Origin of the sequence: Streptomyces sp. NPDC052079, from assembly GCF_040680275.1 — a bacterium.
Classification (GTDB): Bacteria; Actinomycetota; Actinomycetes; order Streptomycetales; family Streptomycetaceae; genus Streptomyces.
In genome coordinates, this window is the sequence record NZ_JBFAWL010000024.1 from 40,209 (window position 1) to 59,644 (window position 19,436).

General features: G+C 70.3%; 14 protein-coding genes and 4 pseudogenes. 10 read left to right on the forward strand and 8 right to left on the reverse strand.

Features of this window, described 5'->3' with window-relative positions; all coding sequences use genetic code 11:
- Positions 1-73: 73 nt before the first annotated feature.
- Positions 74-2,398, reverse strand: a complete 2,325-nt coding sequence (locus AB0L56_RS26940) for an ATP-dependent RecD-like DNA helicase (RefSeq protein ID WP_365427463.1) — start codon at positions 2,396-2,398, stop codon at positions 74-76.
- Between the two features lie 67 nt (positions 2,399-2,465).
- Between AB0L56_RS26940 and AB0L56_RS26945 the strand changes: the two genes are divergently transcribed.
- Entirely contained in the window at positions 2,466-3,038 is a 573-nt protein-coding gene (locus AB0L56_RS26945) for a Uma2 family endonuclease (RefSeq protein WP_365427466.1), read from the forward strand.
- Between the two features lie 121 nt (positions 3,039-3,159).
- Here AB0L56_RS26945 and AB0L56_RS26950 read toward each other — a convergent pair.
- The 4 genes and pseudogenes from AB0L56_RS26950 to AB0L56_RS26965 all read right to left on the reverse strand — a co-directional run.
- Positions 3,160-3,327: pseudogene (locus AB0L56_RS26950) on the reverse strand (TetR family transcriptional regulator); the annotation flags it as partial.
- 112 nt (positions 3,328-3,439) lie between these two features.
- Positions 3,440-3,652: a hypothetical protein gene (locus tag AB0L56_RS26955; RefSeq protein WP_365427469.1), complete on the reverse strand. Its 213-nt coding sequence runs from the start codon at positions 3,650-3,652 to the stop codon at positions 3,440-3,442.
- Positions 3,653-4,191: 539 nt separating this feature from the next.
- Positions 4,192-4,431: pseudogene (locus AB0L56_RS26960) on the reverse strand (sugar O-acetyltransferase); the annotation flags it as partial.
- Between the two features lie 82 nt (positions 4,432-4,513).
- Positions 4,514-5,665 (reverse strand): hypothetical protein, encoded by a 1,152-nt coding sequence (locus AB0L56_RS26965; RefSeq protein WP_365427472.1) that lies wholly within the window; start codon positions 5,663-5,665, stop codon positions 4,514-4,516.
- Positions 5,666-6,091: 426 nt separating this feature from the next.
- Between AB0L56_RS26965 and AB0L56_RS26970 the strand changes: the two are divergent.
- Both AB0L56_RS26970 and AB0L56_RS26975 read left to right on the forward strand, forming a co-directional pair.
- Positions 6,092-6,379 (forward strand): annotated as a pseudogene (locus AB0L56_RS26970) (substrate-binding domain-containing protein); the annotation flags it as partial.
- Between the two features lie 111 nt (positions 6,380-6,490).
- Complete coding sequence (locus AB0L56_RS26975; protein ID WP_365427559.1) at positions 6,491-7,396, forward strand: ribokinase; 906 nt, start codon at positions 6,491-6,493, stop codon at positions 7,394-7,396.
- 293 nt (positions 7,397-7,689) lie between these two features.
- Here the strand turns inward: AB0L56_RS26975 and tnpA are convergent.
- Positions 7,690-8,099: pseudogene (tnpA, locus tag AB0L56_RS26980) on the reverse strand (IS200/IS605 family transposase).
- 27 nt (positions 8,100-8,126) lie between these two features.
- Between tnpA and AB0L56_RS26985 the strand changes: the two are divergent.
- The 4 genes from AB0L56_RS26985 (at position 8,127) to AB0L56_RS27000 (ending at position 13,025) form a co-directional block, all read left to right on the forward strand.
- A complete protein-coding gene (locus AB0L56_RS26985) occupies positions 8,127-9,371 on the forward strand; it encodes an RNA-guided endonuclease TnpB family protein (protein WP_365427475.1) in 1,245 nt (414 codons plus the stop codon).
- Between the two features lie 231 nt (positions 9,372-9,602).
- Entirely contained in the window at positions 9,603-10,340 is a 738-nt protein-coding gene (locus AB0L56_RS26990; protein ID WP_365427478.1) for a helix-turn-helix domain-containing protein, read from the forward strand.
- Positions 10,341-10,844: 504 nt separating this feature from the next.
- Positions 10,845-11,891, forward strand: coding sequence for a LacI family DNA-binding transcriptional regulator (locus AB0L56_RS26995; protein ID WP_365427481.1), 1,047 nt, complete (start codon positions 10,845-10,847; stop codon positions 11,889-11,891).
- Between the two features lie 333 nt (positions 11,892-12,224).
- A complete protein-coding gene (locus AB0L56_RS27000; protein WP_365427484.1) occupies positions 12,225-13,025 on the forward strand; it encodes a sugar phosphate isomerase/epimerase family protein in 801 nt (266 codons plus the stop codon).
- A gap of 21 nt (positions 13,026-13,046) precedes the next feature.
- Here AB0L56_RS27000 and AB0L56_RS27005 read toward each other — a convergent pair whose 3' ends face one another.
- On the reverse strand, positions 13,047-13,952 hold the full coding sequence (locus AB0L56_RS27005) for an EamA family transporter (protein WP_361035757.1): 906 nt from the start codon (positions 13,950-13,952) through the stop codon (positions 13,047-13,049).
- 93 nt (positions 13,953-14,045) lie between these two features.
- Here AB0L56_RS27005 and AB0L56_RS27010 point away from each other — a divergent pair, with 93 nt between their 5' ends.
- The 3 genes from AB0L56_RS27010 (at position 14,046) to AB0L56_RS27020 (ending at position 17,981) form a co-directional block, all read left to right on the forward strand.
- Positions 14,046-14,963, forward strand: coding sequence for a LysR family transcriptional regulator (locus tag AB0L56_RS27010; RefSeq protein WP_365427487.1), 918 nt, complete (start codon positions 14,046-14,048; stop codon positions 14,961-14,963).
- A gap of 373 nt (positions 14,964-15,336) precedes the next feature.
- Positions 15,337-17,190, forward strand: a complete 1,854-nt coding sequence (locus AB0L56_RS27015; RefSeq protein WP_365427490.1) for a glycoside hydrolase family 3 N-terminal domain-containing protein — start codon at positions 15,337-15,339, stop codon at positions 17,188-17,190.
- Positions 17,191-17,342: 152 nt separating this feature from the next.
- A complete protein-coding gene (locus AB0L56_RS27020; protein WP_365427493.1) occupies positions 17,343-17,981 on the forward strand; it encodes a hypothetical protein in 639 nt (212 codons plus the stop codon).
- Positions 17,982-17,994: 13 nt separating this feature from the next.
- On the opposite strand, the gene AB0L56_RS27025 is transcribed toward AB0L56_RS27020, so the two are convergent.
- Positions 17,995-19,428, reverse strand: coding sequence for a S28 family serine protease (locus AB0L56_RS27025; RefSeq protein WP_365427496.1), 1,434 nt, complete (start codon positions 19,426-19,428; stop codon positions 17,995-17,997).
- Between the last annotated feature and the right edge of the window lie 8 nt (positions 19,429-19,436).

The window sequence follows — 19,436 nt, forward strand, 5'->3', positions numbered from 1 at the left end:
TCGGCGGCACTCAGTGCCGCCAACTTGCCCATCCTGCCCGCTGTGTTCCTCCTGCGGAAGGGCTCTGTGACCTTCATGACTCAGTTGATCGATCATTTTTTGATGACGGACCGTTCACCGGGGCGCTCCCCACCTCCGAGAGGCGGGAACCGGCGAGACGGAAGTCCAGGGCCGTGCACCGGCGGCCCGCCGAAACCGTGCGCACCGCCTGCCCGATCGCCTTGCGGGATCCCACGAGCACCACGAGCTGCTTGGCCCGGGTGACCGCCGTATAGAGCAGATTGCGCTGAAGCATCATCCACGCGCCCGTCGTCACCGGAATGACGACCGCCGGGTACTCACTTCCCTGGGAACGGTGGATGGTCACCGCGTAGGCGTGCGCCAGTTCGTCCAGCTCGTCGAAGTCGTACGGCACTTCCTCGTCCTCGTCGGTCAGCACCGTCAGACGCTGGTCGACCGGGTCGAGCGAGGTGACCACGCCCACGGTGCCGTTGAAGACACCGTTCTTTCCCTTCTCGTAATTGTTGCGGATCTGGGTCACCTTGTCGCCGACGCGGAAGACCCGGCCGCCGAACCGCTTCTCGGCGAGGTCGGGGCGGCCGGGGGTGACGGCCTGCTGGAGCAGCCCGTTGAGCGTGCCCGCGCCGGCCGGGCCCCGGTGCATGGGGGCGAGGACCTGCACGTCCCGGCGGGGGTCGAGGCCGAACTTCGCCGGGATGCGCCGAGCCGCGACGTCCACGGTGAGCCGGCCGGCCTCCTCGGTGTCGTCCTCGACGAAGAGGAAGAAGTCCTTCATACCGTCGGTGACGGGGTGCTGCCCGGCGTTGATCCGGTGGGCGTTGGTCACCACACCGGACTGCTGCGCCTGACGGAAGACCCGGGTGAGCCGGACGGCGGGCACGGGGCTTCCGGGGGCCAGCAGGTCCCGGAGCACCTCCCCCGCGCCGACGCTGGGCAGCTGATCCACGTCACCGACGAAGAGGAGATGCGCGCCCGGGGGCACCGCCTTCACCAGCTTGTTCGCGAGCAGCAGGTCCAGCATGGACGCCTCGTCGACCACCACCAGGTCGGCGTCGAGCGGCCGGTCCCGGTCGTACGCGGCGTCACCCCCGGGCTTGAGCTCCAGCAGCCGGTGCACGGTGGAGGCCTCGGCTCCGGTCAGCTCGGCGAGCCGTTTGGCGGCGCGGCCGGTCGGCGCGGCGAGGACCACCTTGGCCTTCTTGGCGCGGGCCAGCTCGACGATCGAACGGACCGTGAACGACTTGCCGCAGCCGGGCCCGCCCGTGAGAACGGCGACCTTCTGGGTGAGGGCGAGCCGGACGGCCGCCTCCTGCTCGGGGGCGAGGTCGGTGCCGGTACGGGTCGCGAGCCAGCCGAGCGCCTTGTCCCAGGCCACGTCCCGGAAGGCGGGCATCCGGTCCTCGTCCGTGCGCAGCAGCCGCAGCAGCTGGCCGGAGAGGGCGACCTCGGCGCGGTGGAAGGGGACGAGGTACACCGCGGTGACGGGATCGCCGCCCTGCGGATCCGGCACCTTCTCCCGTACGACGCCGGGGTCCTCCCCGGGCTCCTCCGGCTCGGCGGCCAGCTCGGCGAGGCACTCGATGACCAGTCCGGTGTCGACCTGGAGCAGCTTCACCGCGTCGGCGATCAGCTTGTCCTCGGGGAGATAGCAGTGCCCCTGGTCGGTGGCCTGGGACAGCGCGTACTGCAGTCCGGCCTTCACCCGGTCCGGGCTGTCGTGCGGTATCCCGACCGACTGGGCGATCTTGTCGGCGGTGAGGAAGCCGATGCCCCAGACGTCGGCGGCGAGCCGGTACGGCTGGTTCTTCACCACGGAGATCGAGGCGTCGCCGTACTTCTTGTAGATGCGCACGGCGATGGAGGTGGACACCTCGACGGTCTGGAGGAAGAGCATGACCTCCTTGATCGCCTTCTGCTCCTCCCAGGCGTCGGCGATCTTCTTGGTCCGCTTGGGGCCGAGACCGGGGACCTCGATGAGCCGCTTGGGCTCCTCCTCGATGACGGTCAGCGTGTCGATGCCGAAGTGCTGCGTGATGCGGTCGGCGAAGACCGGGCCGATACCCTTGACCAGCCCGGACCCCAGGTAGCGGCGGATGCCCTGGACCGTGGCCGGCAGCACCGTCGTGTAGTTCTCCACGTGGAACTGCTTGCCGTACTGCGGATGCGACCCCCAGCGCCCCTCCATCCGCAGGGACTCCCCGACCTGCGCACCGAGCAACGCACCGACGACGGTCAGCAGATCACCGGCACCGCGTCCGGTATCGACCCGGGCGACCGTGTAGCCGTTCTCCTCGTTGGCGTACGTGATCCGCTCCAACACGCCCTCGAGCGTGGCGAGCCGTCGTTCACCGGGAGCCGCGGATGGCTGCTTGGACATGATCCGACGGTACCGGTGGGGTGTGACACGGCGGGCCGGAGCTTCGTCCCCTCAGTACTCTGGGCTTATGGACTACGCCAAGATGCGCGCCATCGCCGCAGAGCTCGGGGCCTACTCGGAGCAGCTCGAGGGGTCGTGGAGTGTCGAGATCGGTCCGTCCGGTCCGATACTGGCGATGATGTGCCCGTCCAAGCGCCACGAGGGTACTGTCCGCCGCATCTGCAAGCAGTTGGACGCGCAACTGCCCCTGACCCACCCCGGTCACATCTGCGCAAACGGACCCGAGATCGAGCACCCGGCGATCGGCCGCATGCGCCGACCGGATGCCGTCGTGATCCCCGAGGCCACCCTCGACGAGGAGGGCCTGGCCGTCGACGCGACGCAGGTGCTGGCTGCCGTCGAGATCGTCTCGCCCTCCAACCCGAGCAACGACTACGACGAGAAGTTGGCCGACTATCCGGCCATGGGCATCCCGCACTACATGATCGTCGACCCGCGCACCGGCACGATCGAGGTGCACTCCGAGCCGTGCAAGGGCCGCTACAGCAACAAGGAGCCGTACATCTTCGGCGACTCGGTGCCGTTCGGGCCATGGACGGTGGAGACGTCGGAGTTCCGCAGGTACGGCAGGGACGGTTGACGGCGCGGCTGGGACGTGAGGTCAGGGAGGAAGGGAGCGAAGGCCTCCGACAGGAAGCTGAGGGTGACTCAGGCGGGAACTGTCGGCGGCCGAACGAGGAGCTGGACCACGTACAAGCCCGTCACGTACAGCCTTCGCCGCCCCGCACATACGCTCCCGCGCGCGCTGCGGCCGCCGCAGCCTCGGCGGCCTGGTCAGCGGCTGCTTCGTCGAGGGAAGCGCCGGTGGTCAGCAGGCGGTAGTAGAGGGGGGCGGAGACGGCGCGGATGACCTCGTGGACGTCGGTGCCCTCGGTTCACCGGGGGCCGCGGATGGCTGCTTGGACATGATCCGACGGTACCGGTGGGGTGTGACAGGGGTCGCCCGGTCCGCTCGCAGCCACGCCCCCGAGCAACTGCCGACTACATGGCGTGCTCGCCCGACACCACAGCGATCCTCCAGCTCGGGTTGCCGTCGGAAACGGTGACCCTGAGGGCCTGCCGTTTCTCGTCGGTGTGGACACGACCGACAGTCCGGGCCCCGTCACAGGAAATCAAGCTGGGTTCGTCGCCGTTCGCGAGGTCTACGACCTGGACGGTTCCCTTGCCCGAGCACCGTGCGTAGATGGTGTACACGTCTTCCTGAAGTGTGAATCTCCGGAGATCTCGGTCGGAGCGTCCGGAAGTTTCAGGGACGAGAATCTCCGCTCGGTCCGGGAGGCCGAGGGATTGTTCCGGAGCCGCAGACGGCTTGCCGCCGGACGCCGTGCTCGCTACCGGCTTCCGTGATGCGTTCTCCTCGTTACTGCTTGAGTCAGTCGAAGTGGAGCACCCCCCGACCACCACGGCGGTCGTCAACGCGGTAACGGCAACAAGGGCTCGGCGATGCATGGTTCCTCCAGGGTGATGATGCGGCGGCCCGGGAGCTACCCGGAGCCGCCGCCGGGAAGCGTGCCTCTAGTTGACTTCCCAACCTTCGCGGTAGGGAGCCCATGCTGTCATGTACGCCTTGTCGGACTTCTGGCATGCGCTACCGCGGTAGTACTTGTAGCCGTACACGTTTTCTTTCATGATCCCGTAGTCACCGTAAACGGTGTCATGGGCCTTTACCTTCCCGGCCGTCTCGATCCCGATCTCCGAGGTCCAACTCTTCAGCTTTCATCAAAAAGCGTTTGGAACGTGCAGTTTTGGTTGATGAAGACGCGCTCGCCGAGGTCGAGATTCAGGCCATGAATAGATCGTGACTCTCGGCGGCCGCGGCTCGCCGAGGATGTGCTCGAACAGTTCCGCCTTGCCCGCCTCGTCTTCGAAGGGCAGGACGTTCAGACGGGAGGTGAGCTCGGTGACCCGCAGGACCTGTTTGCCATGGCCTGGAACTCGGCGCTGCGGATGCGCATGAGACGGTCGCTGGACATGCCGCGATCCTTTCTGTGGACCCGTGAGTCGAGACTCATCAGAAATGGTGCCGACGGGCCCCGGCCGCTCCCAAGGAGACCGTCAAGCCTTCCGACTTCGCTGGACGGGCTGCCCCGGCCGGGCGTTCGCGTTGCGGGACGCACTCAGCTCGTGTCGGCCAGACTCCACAGGTGCACGGCCGTGCGGTCCTCGGCGAGGGTGGCCCACAGGCCGGGGCCGGCCCGCAATGGGCCGCCCGAGATCGGCAGGGAGTAGACGATCCGCCCGCGCAGAGCGAGTGTGCCCGGGTCCGAGCCAGTGACGGGGCTCGGCCGTGTGCCCATCGGTGCTGACGACGGCACCGTCCTCGTAGGGGTAGGCGCCCTCGCAATCCCAGCGCGCCATGTTCTCACCCGGCGCGGGTGGCACGACATCCCTGGCGTTGAGGCGTCCGTCCTCCTGCGCGTCGGGGGACTCGTGCAGATACAGCGCCCACTGGCCGGGATCCGTGCACAAGAAGTGCCCACCGGACGGACTGACGTCCTGCAGCAGTACCCCTCCGATGCGTTCGAGGCCCAGGTCGGTACCGTCCCAATGCCCCCACAGGGAGGGGGAGTCCTCATGCCCCTCACCGACGGTCAGTCCCATGTACGAGCCGTCGGGATGCGGGAAGTGGGCGGACGCCGAACCCACGGTCGAGGTCCTGGTCCGGCCGAGCACCGACCCGTCGGCCGCGTCGAGAACCAGCCACTCCTCGTGCGGCCACTCCTGTGCGTGCCGCACATGAGCCCACACCAGCTTGCCGTCCGGGCTGAACGCGGCGGAACCGCGGCCTGCGCGCCGATGCCGCGGGTCGTCCGCGTACTCCTCGAACGAGGCATGGGCCGCCGTGCACTTGGCGGCGGACCAGCACCCGTGCGGGAGCTCCCAGTGGACCTTGTCTGTCCGGTCCACGGCCCGTACGGCGTGCACGCCGCTGAACACGGCGAGGTCGCCCCTGGGAGAGACGGTGACATCGCCGAAGGGCCGAGGCCAGGGGGCGGGGAAGCGGAACTCGGCGCCGTGCTCCTGCCCTGTCGGGCCGAGCCCGACCACGGCGAGCTCGTCGTCCCCGCGCTGGACGAGCAGCCTGTGGCGGGGCCCGTACTGGATGCGCGGAGCGTCGGCGTCCGCGGCGCCGAGGGGGGTGGGGACCGTGGCAACGAGGCGGGCCGTGTGTGCCACAGCCGCCGCGTCTACGGGATCGGTGGACATGGACGGCATGCTTCCACAGCCGAGTGGCAGGTAGCGTGCCGTCATGCACCAGACAACAATGAAACCCGGTGCAGGGCGCGGCGCCGGTTTCAGCTGTCGTTTCCGGCGGATGGGAACTTGCATCTTCTGGAGATTGGGCTTCAAACAATCCTGTCTTCGCCACATCGCGCGGGCCGCACAGCGCACCGTCTTTGACAACTCGTCCCGGTTGAACCGGGGATACAAACAGAGCGCCTCGTGGCGCGGTAGGAAAACTCAGCCGGATAGGCTCTCCACGCCCGGAAACCATGCGCTTTGTGGCGATCTGATTCGAGGATCACTGCTCAGAAACAGGGGCATTGCGTGTTCGGGATCGGTCCGGTTCACCGGTCTCGAGCGTGACGTGGCGTCATGTCCTGGTATGGAGCGGGATAGGAGTACCCGGGCATCGAGGTCGTCGCCATGCAGCCCGCGGACTTCGACCGCATCAAGGGCCTGGACGTGATGACGAACCTGCTCCAGGCGCACCCGGACATCCACGGTGTCTTCGCCGAGAACGACGAAATGGCGCTCGGCGCGATCAAGGCGCTCGGATCCAAGGCCGGGAAGTCGGTGCAGGTCGTCGGCTTCGACGGCACTCCGGACGGGCTGAAGGCGGGCACGCTGTACGCCTCCGTCGCCCAGCAGCCGAAGGAAGCGGGCAGGGTCGCCGTGCGGGACGCGTTGCGTGCTGCCGGGGGCGAGAAGGTGGGGAAGATGGTGGAGGGTCCGGGTGAAGGTGGTCACCGGGGAGAACGTCGCCGGGTTCGCGGGCTGACGCGGGCACGGAGATCGGGGAGCGAATCCATGTACGACTACGACCTCCTGGTCGTCGGATCGGCCAACGCCGATCTGGTGATCGGTGTCGAGCGCCGGCCGGGCGCCGGCGAGACGGTGCTCGGCTCCGACGTGGCCGTCCACCCGGGCGGCAAGGGTGCGAACCAGGCGGTCGCGGCCGCCCGGCTCGGTGCCCGTACGGCCCTGCTGGCGCGGGTCGGCGACGACGGGCACGGGCGGCTGCTGCTGGACTCGCAGCGGGCGGCCGGGGTGGACACGGTCGGTGTGCTGGTGGGCGGGGCGCCCACCGGGGTCGCGCTGATCACGGTGGATCCGTCGGGGGACAACAGCATCGTCGTCTCCCCCGGCGCCAACGGCCGGCTGACTCCGCAGGACGTGCGGACGGCGGCGAGCCTGTTCCACGCCTGCCGGGTGGTCTCCACGCAGTTGGAGATCCCGCTGGAGACGGTGGTGGAGACGGTGCGCAGCCTGGCGCCGGGCAGCCGGTTCGTACTGAACCCGTCCCCGCCGCGTCCGCTCCCGGCCGAGGTGCTGGCGGCCTGCGATCCGCTGATCGTCAACGAGCACGAGGCGAAGGTCATTCTGGGTGACGCCGCCGGGGTGAGTGACGAGCCGGAGGACTGGGCGCGGCTGCTGCTGGCGAAGGGCCCGCGTTCGGTGGTGGTGACGCTGGGCGCCGAGGGCGCGCTCGTGGCCTCCGGGAACGGCGTCTCCAGGGTTCCGTCCGTCAAGGTGCGTGCCGTGGACACCACCGGTGCGGGTGACGCGTTCACCGCCGCGCTGGCCTGGCGGCTGGGCGCGGGCGAGTCCCTCGCCGAGGCGGCGGCGTACGCGGCCCGGGTGGGGGCGGCGACGGTAACGGCGGAGGGGGCACAGGTGTCCTTCCCTACGGCGGCGGAGGTCGACGCGCTGTGAAGGCGCGCGGGGCGGGACGGAACGGATTCGAGGGGGCCCGGTCCGTCGACCGGGCCCCCTCGGTTCCCTCCCCTGTCAGAACCCCCCAGATTCCCCCCCCCCGGGTCCCCTCCCAGAAGTCCTGACACCGAGTACGACCCGCGAGGTGCCGGGAGGGTTGTACGGTCCGGAGGATTTCTTGTGCGGGACGTGTACGGCCTGAGGTTCTTCCGGCGGGTTACCGGGACCCTTGCAGAAGGCCCCGGCGTTCACGCCGGGGATGAATGCATCTCCAGGCTGCTCTGACGTGCGCCTTAGAGCGGACGTTGTTGCTGCTCGATGTACTGGCGGACGATCGCCAGCGGTGCTCCGCCGCACGATGCGGAGAAATACGAGGGCGACCACGCCCGTGCATGAGGGCGCGGTTGGTCCGGCCGGTGAACTCCTGCTGTATCCGGCGAGCGGAGACGCCCTTGAGGCTGTTGACCAGCTTCGAGACGGCGACCTTGGGCGGGTGCACCAGCAGGTGGACGTGATCGCGTTCGCCGTTGAACTCCTTCAACTCCGCCTCGAAGTCCTCACAGACCTTGCGCTTGATCTCTTCGCAGCGCGTCAGCATCTCGTCGTCGAACACCCCGCGCCGGTACTTCGTCACAAAGACCAAGTGCACATGCATCGCCGAAACTACATGTCTGCCACGCCTGTAGTCGTTCCGCCCATCCATGAGACCAATCGTAGTAGGGTCGGGGATGTGCAGCTCCGCTACAACTACCGGGCCTACCCGGACGCCTCCCAACGCCGTGCGCTGGCACGTGCGTTCGGGTGCGCCCGCGTGGTATGGAACGACTGCCTGCGCGACCGCAAGAAAGCGCACGCGGCGGGACTGCCGTATGTGAAGTCGGCCGAGCTGTCCCGGCTTCGCATCACCCAGGCCAAGCACACCACCGAACGCGCCTGGCTCGCCGACGTCTCAGCGGTCGTCCTGCAACAGTCCCTGCGGGACCTGGACACCGCCTACAAGAACTTCTTCGACTCGGTCAAGGGCAAGCGGCAGGGCCGCAAGATTGGCCCGCCCCGCTTCAAATCGAAGAAGGACACCCGGCAGTCGATCCGCCTCAACACCAACGCCTTCTCCCTCCAGGACGACGACACGGTGTACGTGGCCAAGGTCGGCGACCTCAAGGTCAAGTGGTCCCGCCGGCTCCCGGCCGCGCCTACGTCCCTGACCGTCACCAAAGACAGCTGTGGCCGGTACTTCCTCAGCTTCGTCGTGGACACCGCACCGGACATCCTTCCCGAGGTGGAAGCGGAGTCCGGTATCGACCTCGGCCTGTCCGCCTTCGCCGTCCTGTCCGACGGCCAGAAGATCGACAGCCCGCGCTTCCTGCGCCGGGCGGAGAAGAAACTGCGGCGTCTTCAGCGGGAGTTGTCCCGCAAGCAGAAAGGGTCGAAGAACCGGGCCAAGGCCCGGATCAAGGTCGCACGCCAGCACGCCAAGGTGGCGGACCGGCGCCGGGACTGGCACCACAAGGCTTCCACACAGATCATCCGCGACAACCAAGCGGTGTTTGTGGAAGACCTCGCGGTGTCCGGCCTCGGCCGCACCCGGCTCGCCAAGTCCGTGCACGACGCGGGATGGTCCGCGTTCCTACGGATGCTGGAGTACAAGGCGGCTCTGCACGGCCGCACCTTCGCCAAGGTGGACCGCGCTTTCCCGTCCTCCCAGATCTGCTCGGCCTGCGGATTCCGGGACGGCCCCAAGCCCCTGCACGTCCGGCAGTGGACGTGCGGCGCATGTGGCACGGTGCACGACCGCGACCACAACGCAGCCCGCAACGTCCTCTTCGAAGGACGCCGCATCGTCGCCGCCGGACGGGCGGAGACGCCAAACGCCTGTGGAGCGCCGGTAAGACGGGCACCCGTGCCCGCACAGCGCGGTGAAGCAGGAAGCCCCCGGAAGGGTCAGACGACCCAGGCCGGAATCCCTGGACTTTAGGCCAGGGAGCACGTCAAGGACCGATGTGGTCGCGCCCACCGAGCGGTGGGACCTCTGGCAGGACTTCGCCGCCCGGACTCATGTGCCCACCCTGCAGCGCAGCGAGCACAGCGACGACTTCCGGGCCGTGATGCGGGTCATGCCGCTCGGGGAGCTGCAGGTCGCCGAGCTGAGCGTGCCGCATCTGAATACCGTGCGCACGCCGCGGATCATCCGGCGCTTCGACCCGAAATGCTCCAGATCAACTGTCAGCTCTCCGGTGACGGCGGGATGGCGCAGGACGGCAGGGAGGCGGTGTTCCGGCCGGGGCACCTTGTCATGGCCGACACCAGCCTCCCCTACGACGTCCACATCAACCGGACGTCGCAGTGGTCCAGGGCGGTGGTCGTCAGCCTCCCCCGGGCCCGGCTGCCGCTGCCTCCGCGCACCGTGCGCCGCCTGCTGACGGTGCCGGTCCCGGTGGACCGGGGCATGGGCGGCGCGCTGTACCGCTGGCTGGCCGACGTCGCCCAGCGGATGGACGAGTTCACCGAGGCGGACGCGCCGACGCCGGCCTCGGTGACCACGGACCTGCTCGCCTCCGTGCTCGGCGGATGCGCGGGTGCGGAGGACGCGCTTCCGCCGGAGTCCCGTCGGCGCGTGCTGCACACCCGGATCCGGGACTACATCGAGCAGAACCTGGGTGATCCGTCGCTGTCCCCGGCGACCGTCGCGGCGGCCCATGGGATCTCGGTGCGGCATCTGCACCAGCTGTTCGCTGCGGAGGGCGACGCGCCGGCGGCGTGGATCCGTCACCGGCGGCTGGAGCGCTGTCGGCGCGATCTGGCGGACCCGCGGCTTCGGGGGCGCTCGGTGCATTCCATCGCCGCGCGGTGGGGGTTTACGGACGCGGCGACGTTCAGTCGCGTCTTCCGGCGTGTGTATGGCATGACGCCTACGGATCATCGGCATCACCAGGGGGACCAGTAGGGCTGGTGTGCGCCTGTTTTTCGTTTGCGCTTCTGCGCTTCTGCGCTTCTGCCGGAATTGACAAGATCCCTGCACGGACCGTCAAGGATTCAAGCGTTCTGCGCACGCATGCTGGTGCCTGTGCACGGTGGGGGCTGTGCACTGCGGGGAGCAGGGGGGGGGAAGCAACGTGCGGTGCCGGCGAACGTCGGCGTCCGATCCGGCACCGCACGGCTTGCGACCCGCGCAAGCTGCTTGACGGGGTGCGCCTTGTCGGTGTCGGCCGGGTGGGGGGTGCGCAGCCCGGCGCTTGCGGGGTGCCGTCTGCGCCCACCCGTGCCGCCCCAGCGGCACGATTGCCCGCAGGGGGGCTGGCGATACCCGCCGTCTTGCGTGTCAGGTCGTAGCGTCTGACGTTTCGGACAAGGGCGTCGCGTGGCCGACTTGTTCGAGGGGGCGAACGGACGGGTTTGGAGCCGTAGGGTCTGCTCCGAACCCCGACGAGACGCCGACGGAGGACGAGACATGACGGTGACCCTGGCGGACGTGGCGGCGCGTGCACAGGTCTCACCCGCGACGGTGTCGCGCGTGCTCAACGGGAACTATCCCGTGGCCGCGTCCACCCGCGAACGGGTGCTGAAGGCCGTGGACGAACTCGACTACGTGCTCAACGGCCACGCGAGCGCCCTCGCCGCCGCCACGTCCGACCTGGTCGGCATCCTGGTGAACGACATCGCCGACCCGTTCTTCGGGATCATGGCGGGCGCCATCCAGTCGGAGATCGGGGGGCCGGGCGGGCGTGCCGGCGGGGAGAGACTCGCGGTCGTGTGCAACACGGGCGGCTCCCCCGAGCGTGAACTCACCTATCTCACCCTGCTCCAGCGGCAGCGGGCGGCGGCGGTCGTGCTGACCGGCGGTGCGATCGAGGACGCGGAGCACCAGGCGGCGATGGACGCCAAGCTGCGGAAACTGGCGGACGCCGGGACGCGCGTGGTGCTGTGCGGGCGGCCGCAGGCGCCGGAGACCGGGGCGGTCGCGCTGACCTTCGACAACCGTGGCGGCGGGCAGGAACTCACCGAGCATCTGATCGGGCTGGGGCACCGGCGGGTGGGGTACGTCGCGGGTCCCGAGGAACGGACGACCACGCGTCACCGGCTGGAGGGGCATCGGGCCGCGCTGGCCGGGCACGGGATCGAGGAGGATGCGCGCTGGACCGTGTACGGGCGGTACGACCGGCGGTCGGGGTACGAGGCCACGCTCGAACTCCTGCGCCGGGACCCGTCGTTGACGGCTGTTGTCGCGGCGAACGACTCCGTCGCGCTGGGGGCGTGCGCGGCGCTGCGGGACTCGGGGCTGCGGATTCCGGACGATGTGTCGGTGGCGGGGTTCGATGATCTGCCGTTCAGCATCGACGCGGTGCCGGCGCTGACGACGGTGCGGTTGCCGTTGGCGGAGGCGGGGGCCCGGGCCGGGCGGATTGCGATGGGGCGGGAGGAGGCGCCGCTGGGTGGGGTCGCTTCCGTGCGGGGGGAGTTGATGGTGCGGGGGTCCACGGGGGTGCCGCGGGGGTGAGGCGGGGGGGTTGGGGGGTGGTTTGCGCAGTTCCCCGCGCCCCTGGGTGGCTGGTGCCGGTGCGGGGTCGGGTGCCGGTCGTGGGGGGGTTTTCGCGCAGTTCCCCGCGCCCCTGGGGTTGGGGGGTGGCCGGTGCGGGGTCGGGTGCCGGTTGTGGGGGTTTTCGCGCAGTTCCCCGCGCCCCTGGGGTTGGGGGGTGGCCGGTGCGGGGTCGGGTGCCGGTTGTGGGGGGGTTTGCGCAGTTCCCCGCGCCCCTGGGGGGAGATCTCCCGCGTATCTAGAGGGTGCCGGGGTTGCGGGTGTGGTTGGGGTGGGCGGGGTAGTGTCCGGATTATGAAGCTGGCGTTCTCCACTCTTGGTGTTCCCGGTCTGGCGGTCAGTGAGGTGGTGGGGCTTGCCGCGGCGCACGGCTATCACGGCGTCGAGTTGCGCACCCACCCCGAGGAACCCGTCCACCCGGGTCTCACCCCCGAACAACGTGCGGACGTGGCCGCCGAGTTCAAGGCGGCCGGTGTCGAGATCCTGGGCCTCGCCGGCTATGCCCGGGTGGCCGCTCCCGGTGCGGACGAGCCCGTGCTCGCCGAGGTCCGGGCCCTGCTGGACCTCGCCCATGACGTCGGCGCGCCCTTCGTGCGGGTCTTCCCCGGCGGCGGCACCGAGCAGACCCCCGAAGAGGCCGACGCCACGGCCGCGCGACGGCTGGGCACGGCCGCCCAGCACGCCAACGATCTGGGCGTACGCATCCTGCTCGAGACCCACGACTCGCACCCCACGGGCGCCGACGCGATGCGGATCCTCGGTCTGGTCGGCCACCGCCGGGTGGGCGCGCTGTGGGACGTGATGCACACCTGGCTCGGCGGCGAACAGCCCGTGGAGAGCTTCGCGACGCTGTCCCCGCACCTCGGCTATGTCCAGGTCAAGGACATCGCCTCCGCCGAGGACACGACACCGCTCCCGCTCGGCGCGGGGGTGCTTCCGCTCACCGATGTCGTGGAGGTCCTCTCCCGGCACGGCTGGGAGGGCTGGCTGTGCTGGGAGTACGAGAAGCGCTGGTACGAGGCGGCGGCGCCGTTGCCGGGTCTGCTCAGCCCGGGCCGTGAGCACCTGACGCGGTTGCTGACCGAGTCGGCGTGAGCCTGCGCGCAACCCTTCCCCTCATCCGCCGACCGGGGCGTCTTCCCTGCGCGGCTCCGTGCGTCCAGCGGATTGCGCGACCCTCACCGATGCCAGGGCCACCCCGCCCACCAGCAGGCCCGCCGCGCACCACCGCAGTGCGGTGACCGACTCGCCCAGGAACAGGGCGGCCGACGACATGCCGAAGACCGGGACCAGCAGGGAGAAGGGCGCGACCGTGGAGGCGGGGTAACGGCGCAGCAGCCAGCCCCAGGCGCCGAAGCCGAAGACCGTGGCGACCCAGGCGACGTAGAGCACGGTGCCCGCGCCCTGCCAGTCCAGGCCGCGCAGCGCGTCGAGGCCGGCCGACGGGCCCTCCAGCAGCAGGGAGAGCGCCAGCAGCGGCAGGACGGGGACCGTGCTCACCCAGATCATGAAGTTCAGGGCGTCCGGGGGTGCCGCCTTGCGGGTGAGGATGTTGGAGACGCCCCAGCAGGCCGCCGCCGCGACCACCAGGGCGAAGCCGAGCAGCGGACCCGAGGCGCCCTCGTCAACCGCCGCCACCCCGATGCCGGCCAGCGCCACTGCCATCCCCACCAGACGGACCCGGGAGGGGCGTTCGCCGAGGAGCGCGAAGGCGAACAGGGCCGTGAACACCGCCTGGATCTGGAGCACCAGGGAGGACAGGCCGCCCGGCATCCCGGCGTTCATGCCGACGAACAGCAGCCCGAACTTGGCCACTCCCAGCGCCAGGCCCACGCCCACGATCCACTTCCACGCCACCTTGGGCCGCCCCACGAGGAACACCGCGGGCAGCGCCGCCACGAGGAAGCGCAGGGCGGAGAAGAGCAGCGGCGGGAAGTGGTCGAGTCCGACCTCGATGACGGTGAAGTTCACGCCCCACACGGCGGCGACGAGGACTGCGAGGAGCACGTGGGAAGGTCGCATACGTCGATGATCACCGCCCGTCACATTTCAGCACCAGCGATGATTCCTGCATGGTGGAATGAAGCATCGCTAACCGATCGGGGAGCCGCCGCCATGCTCGACCTCCAGCGTCTGCGCGCCCTGCACGCGGTCTCGGTGCACGGCACCGTCGGCGCCGCCGCCGCAGCGCTCGGGTACACCTCGTCCGCCGTGTCCCAGCAGATCGCCAAGCTGGAGCGGGAGACCCGGACCGTGCTGCTGGAGCGGGAGGGGCGGGGCGTACGGCTGACCGACGAGGCGCATCAGCTGGTGCGCGCCGCCCAGGAGCTGATCGCCATCGTGGAGCGGGCGGAGACGGAACTGGAGGAACGGCGCGGGGTGCCGGCCGGACGGCTGACCGTCGCCGCGTTCGCCTCGGCGGCGCGGGGACTGATGCCGCCCGTCCTGGCCGACCTGGCCCGCCGTCACCCCGCGCTGGACACCCGGCTCACCGAGATCGATCCCCATCTCTCGGTCGACCTGGTCGCCAAGGGTGCCGTCGACCTGGTGATCGCGCACGACTGGGACATCGCGCCGCTGCCCGCCCCGGCGGGCGTGGAGCAGGCGGTCATTGGGGACGACCTGTGCGATCTGCTGGTGCCCGAGGGGCATCCGTTCGCGGGCCGTACGGCGGTGCGGCGGGAGGAGCTGGGCGGTGAGCGGTGGATCTGCCAGCCGCCGGGGCGGGTCTGCCACGAGTGGCTGGTGCGCACCCTGCGCGCGGCCGGGCACGAGCCGGAGATCGTCCACCAGGCCGACGAGAACCCGACCCTGGTCGCCCTGGTCGCGGCCGGGCTCGGCATCGCGCTGATTCCCCGGCTGGGGCGCGGTCCGCTGCCGGAGGGCGTGGTGGAGGTGCCCCTCGACCCCATGCCCGTACGGCGACTGTACGCGCTGTGGCGCAGCGGCGCGGCCCGCCGCCCGGCGATCGCGGAGACCGTGCGCACCCTGGGCGAGCACTGGCCCGAGGTGTCGGCGCACAGGCCCCGCTGATCCCAGCACCCGGCGCCCGCCCACACGCCCCGCCGACCCCCTCCGTACCCCCGGTACCGACTTGGCGGAATCCCGGTCGGCGGGGGAACCCGTAACGGTCCCGGTCCGTCCCATGGGCAGGTTGCCGGAAGAGTCTCCGTGGTGCGGTGTCGGCCATCGCTGCCGGTAGCGATTGCTGACCCACCCTCTCCGCCGTGCCGCGGCCGGCAGCACGCCGTCATCGGCGCGCCCCCCTCCCTAGCGCCGATGACGGCCCCTCCCTGTTACTGCGCTTTCCCTTGACTGGCAGAAACTTCCCGGATATTGGTGACCTCCTGGCAGTTTCCTTCAGCGGATCCCCGGTCCCCGCGGATCACCTTCCAAAGGAGCGCACGTGCCCGACAGCAGCACCGGAAGCCCGGGTAACACCGCACGTCCGTCCAGACGCGCCGTCATCGCCGCGACGGCGGGCGTCACCACCGCCCTGGCGGCCGGCGGGACCGTCCACGCGGCCGCCGGTTCCGCCGCCCACGACGCCGCGCATGACAGTAAGCTGCGCGCCCTCATCTCCCGGATGACCCTGGAGGAGAAGGTCGGCCAGCTGTTCGTGATGCGGGTCTACGGCCACTCCGCCACCGACCCTGACCAGGCCGACATCGACGCCAACCTCAAGGAGATCGGCGTCCGCACGGCCGCCGAACTGCTCGCCAAGTACCGGGTCGGCGGCATCATCTACTTCGCCTGGGCACACAACACCCGTTCCCCGCACCAGATCGCCGATCTGTCCAACGGCATCCAGAAGGCCTCCCTCGGCCTGCCGCGCGGGCTTCCCGTGCTCATCTCCACCGACCAGGAGCACGGCATCGTGGCCCGCGTGGGCCAGCCCGCGACCCTGTTCCCGGGGGCGATGGCCATCGGCGCGGGCGGCTCCCGCTCCGACGCGCGCAGCCTCGGCCGGATCGCGGGACGCGAACTGCGCGCCCTGGGCATCCGCCAGAACTACTCCCCGGTGGCCGACGTCAACGTCAACCCGGCCAACCCCGTCATCGGCGTCCGCTCCTTCGGCGCCGGCCCGAAGGCCGTGGCTGGTCTCGTCGCGGCGGAGGTCCAGGGCTACGAGTCGTCGCACATCGCCTCCACGGCCAAGCACTTCCCAGGCCACGGCGACACGGTCGACGACAGCCACGCCAAACTGCCGTACATCCACCACACCCGCGAGCAGTGGGAGCGGCTGGACGCGCCGCCGTTCCGGGCGGCGGTCGCCGCGGGCATCGACTCGATCATGACCGCGCACATCGTCGTCCCGGCCCTCGACCCCTCCGAGGACCCGGCCACCCTCTCCCGCCCGATCCTCACCGGCATCCTGCGCGAGGAGCTGGGCTACGACGGGGTGGTGGTCACCGACTCCCTCGGCATGGAGGGCGTCCGCACGAAGTACGGCGACGACCGGGTGCCGGTGCTGGCGCTGAAGGCGGGCGTGGACCAGTTGCTCAACCCGCCGTCCCTGGACGTGGCCTGGAACGCGGTCCTGAACGCCGTGCGGGACGGCGAGCTGACCGAGTCCCGGCTCGACGAGTCGATCCTGCGGATCCTGCGGATGAAGGCGAAACTGGGCCTGTTCGACGACCCGTACGTCTCCCACGCCGGTGTCGACCGCACCGTCGGCACGCGTGCGCACCTGGCCGCCGCCGACCGGATCGCCGAGCGCACCACGACCCTGCTGGTCAACGAGGGCGGCCTGCTGCCGCTGTCCCGGCGCAGCCGGCCGAAGCTGCTGGTGGTCGGCGCCGACCCGGTGTCCCCGTCCGGTACGACGGGGCCGCCGACCGGGGTGCTCGCCGGCGCGCTGAACGAGCTGGGCTTCACGGCCACCGCCCTGTCCACGGGCACGGCGCCATCGGCGGCGACCGTCGCCAAGGCGGTGGCGGCGGCCCAGGACGTGGACGCGGTGGTCGTCGGGACGTACAACGTCAGCGCGTCCAGCAGCCAGAAGACGCTCGTCGAGCAGCTGCTGGCGACGGGGAAGCCGGTGGTCGCGTGCGCCATCCGCAACCCCTACGACGTGGCCCATCTGCCCGGCGTGCCGGCGTATCTGGCCGCGTACTCCTGGACCGACGTGGAACTGCGGGCGGCGGCCCGGGTCATCGCGGGCAAGGCGGACCCGCGCGGGACGCTGCCGGTCCCGGTGCAGCGGGCCGACGACCCGGCGGCGGTGCTCTACCCGGTCGGGCACGGGCTGCGCTACTAGGAACCCGCTCCACAGGGCGGCCTTCCTACCTCGTCGGACGTAGCGCCCGTACGTCACACACCCGACGCACCGCACCCAACGTGCGCAAACCGGCCCACATGTCTGGCGTGACCCGGCCCGCCGGGTCACGCTGGACGGGGGTGTCCGGGGGGATGACGATGCGCGTGGGAATCAGGTGGCGGGCGCCGGCCGCGTTTGCGGCGGTGTGCGCGGTGCTGCTCACCGGCTGCCAGGGCGACCAGGGGCAGGACCGGCTGGGCGAGCAGGCGGCCACGGTGTCACCGACGCCGGTCCGGCCGTCCGGGTACGGGGCGGTGTTCCTCGCGGTCGACGAGTGCAGCTCCTTCGGCCGCACCAGCTTCACCGAGGTGTCGTGCCAAAGCGAGCGGGCGGCGGCCCGGGTCGTCGCCCGTCACGACGGCACCGTGCGGGACGGTCCGCGCTGCCCGGCGACCACGGACTTCGTGCTGCACATCAGCGAGCAGCGGCCCTCCTTCGACGAGGACGGCGACGGGGCGGTGCCGCGCGGCTACGCCTGTATGCGCAACCTCCAGCCGCCGCACCCCGGGGACCCGGGCGGCGGGGGCGGGCCTCGCACCATCGTCGGCGACTGCGTCTACGACCTGGGCGACGGCAAGGTCCGGGAGACGGCCTGCGACGGGGGCGGCGAGCGGAAGCCGGAGTTCAAGGTGACGAAGGCCGTGGACACCCGGTCCGACTGCCCGGCGTCCACGGCCCTCTACGTCCGGCTCGGCGGAACCACACCGGTGGGCTGCGCCCGCCCGGTGTAGTGCCGCCGAATACCTACGGTCGCAGCGTGTGCCGCTGCTCGGCGTCCCGCTTGTCCAGCTTGGCGTCGAACTTCGCCAGCGGCTTCGCCGCCGCGGGGTTCTCCTGGACGGTGGTCGGGGCGACGTCCGCCCAGTCCAGGATGCGGGCCGTGGCGAACGCCTTCTCCTTCGCGACCAGTCCGGCCACGTTCGCGCCGTGGTTCATGCCGGGCGCGGTGAAGACGTACGAGTCACGCGCGCCGTGCCCCAGCCGGAACGGCTCGGCACCCCACGGGTCGTTCTCGCCGTACACGAACAGCATGTGCCGGGCGTTGTGGCGGACCCAGGTGTCGACGCTGCGCATCACCCACGGCTCGAACTTCATGTCGATCGAACGGGGCACGAAGTTGCGCGGCGGCTGGTAGCCGTAGCGGATGTACTTCTTCTCGATGTGCGGGAAGTGGATGGTCGGCGCGCCCAGCTGCGTACCGGCCTGGTAGTAGTACGGCGTGTACGGGCTCAGACCCTGGTCCGTGTAGAAGGAGAACCCGGAGATCGTGTCGATCGAGGTCCAGATCTCGTCGTCGGTGGCGTTCGCGGCGTCCGCCGGGATGTCCGCGCAGTCGGCGAGGGTGCTGTACTGCCAGAAGCCCCACACGTAGTCGAGGACGACGGCCTCGTACGCCCGGTCCAGGCCCCCGATGGTGTCGAAGGTGTAGCCGTTCTCGGCGGCGGCCGCCTCGTACTTCTCCTTCAGCGGCGCCCGGCGCACCAGCGCCTCGCGCTGTACGGCGTTCAGCCGGTCACGGCACTCCTTGGTGCCCACGGTGCGGAAGAAGCGGTCGTAGGCCGAGTCCTCCTTGTTGACCACGTCGTTGGGGGCGACGTAGGCGACCACGCCGTCCATGTCGCGCGGGTAGAAGCGCTCGTAGTAGGTGGCGGTCATGCCGCCCTTGGAACCGCCGGTGGAGATCCAGTTCTTGGAGTAGATCGTCTTCAGCGCCTTGAAGATGCGGTGCTGGTCGCCGGCGGCCTGCCAGATGTCGAGCTTCGACCAGTCCGCGGGCTCGGGACGGGACGGAGTGAAGAAGCGGTACTCCATGGAGACCTGGTTGCCGTCCACGATCTGGGTCGGCTCGGCGCGCCGCGGCGTCGTGGAGACGCTGTAGCCGCCCGTGTAGAAGACCGTCGGCCGCGCGGTGTCCTTGTGCAGCACGGTGATCCGCTGCTGGAACGTGCCCTTGGCGGGGCTGCGGTGGTCGACCGGCTGGGTGTAGTTGAGGACGAAGAAGCGGTACCCGGGGTACGGCTTCTCCTCGATCAGGCTCATGCCCGGAACGGAGAGCAGTCTCTCCTTGATGTCAGTGGTGCCGGTGGCCTCCGGCTCGGCGGCGGTGGCCGCCCCGGCCGTACTCAGTGTGCCTATGAGCACCGTGAGCGCCAGCAGCCATCTGAGCGCCTTGCGCATGCGCACTC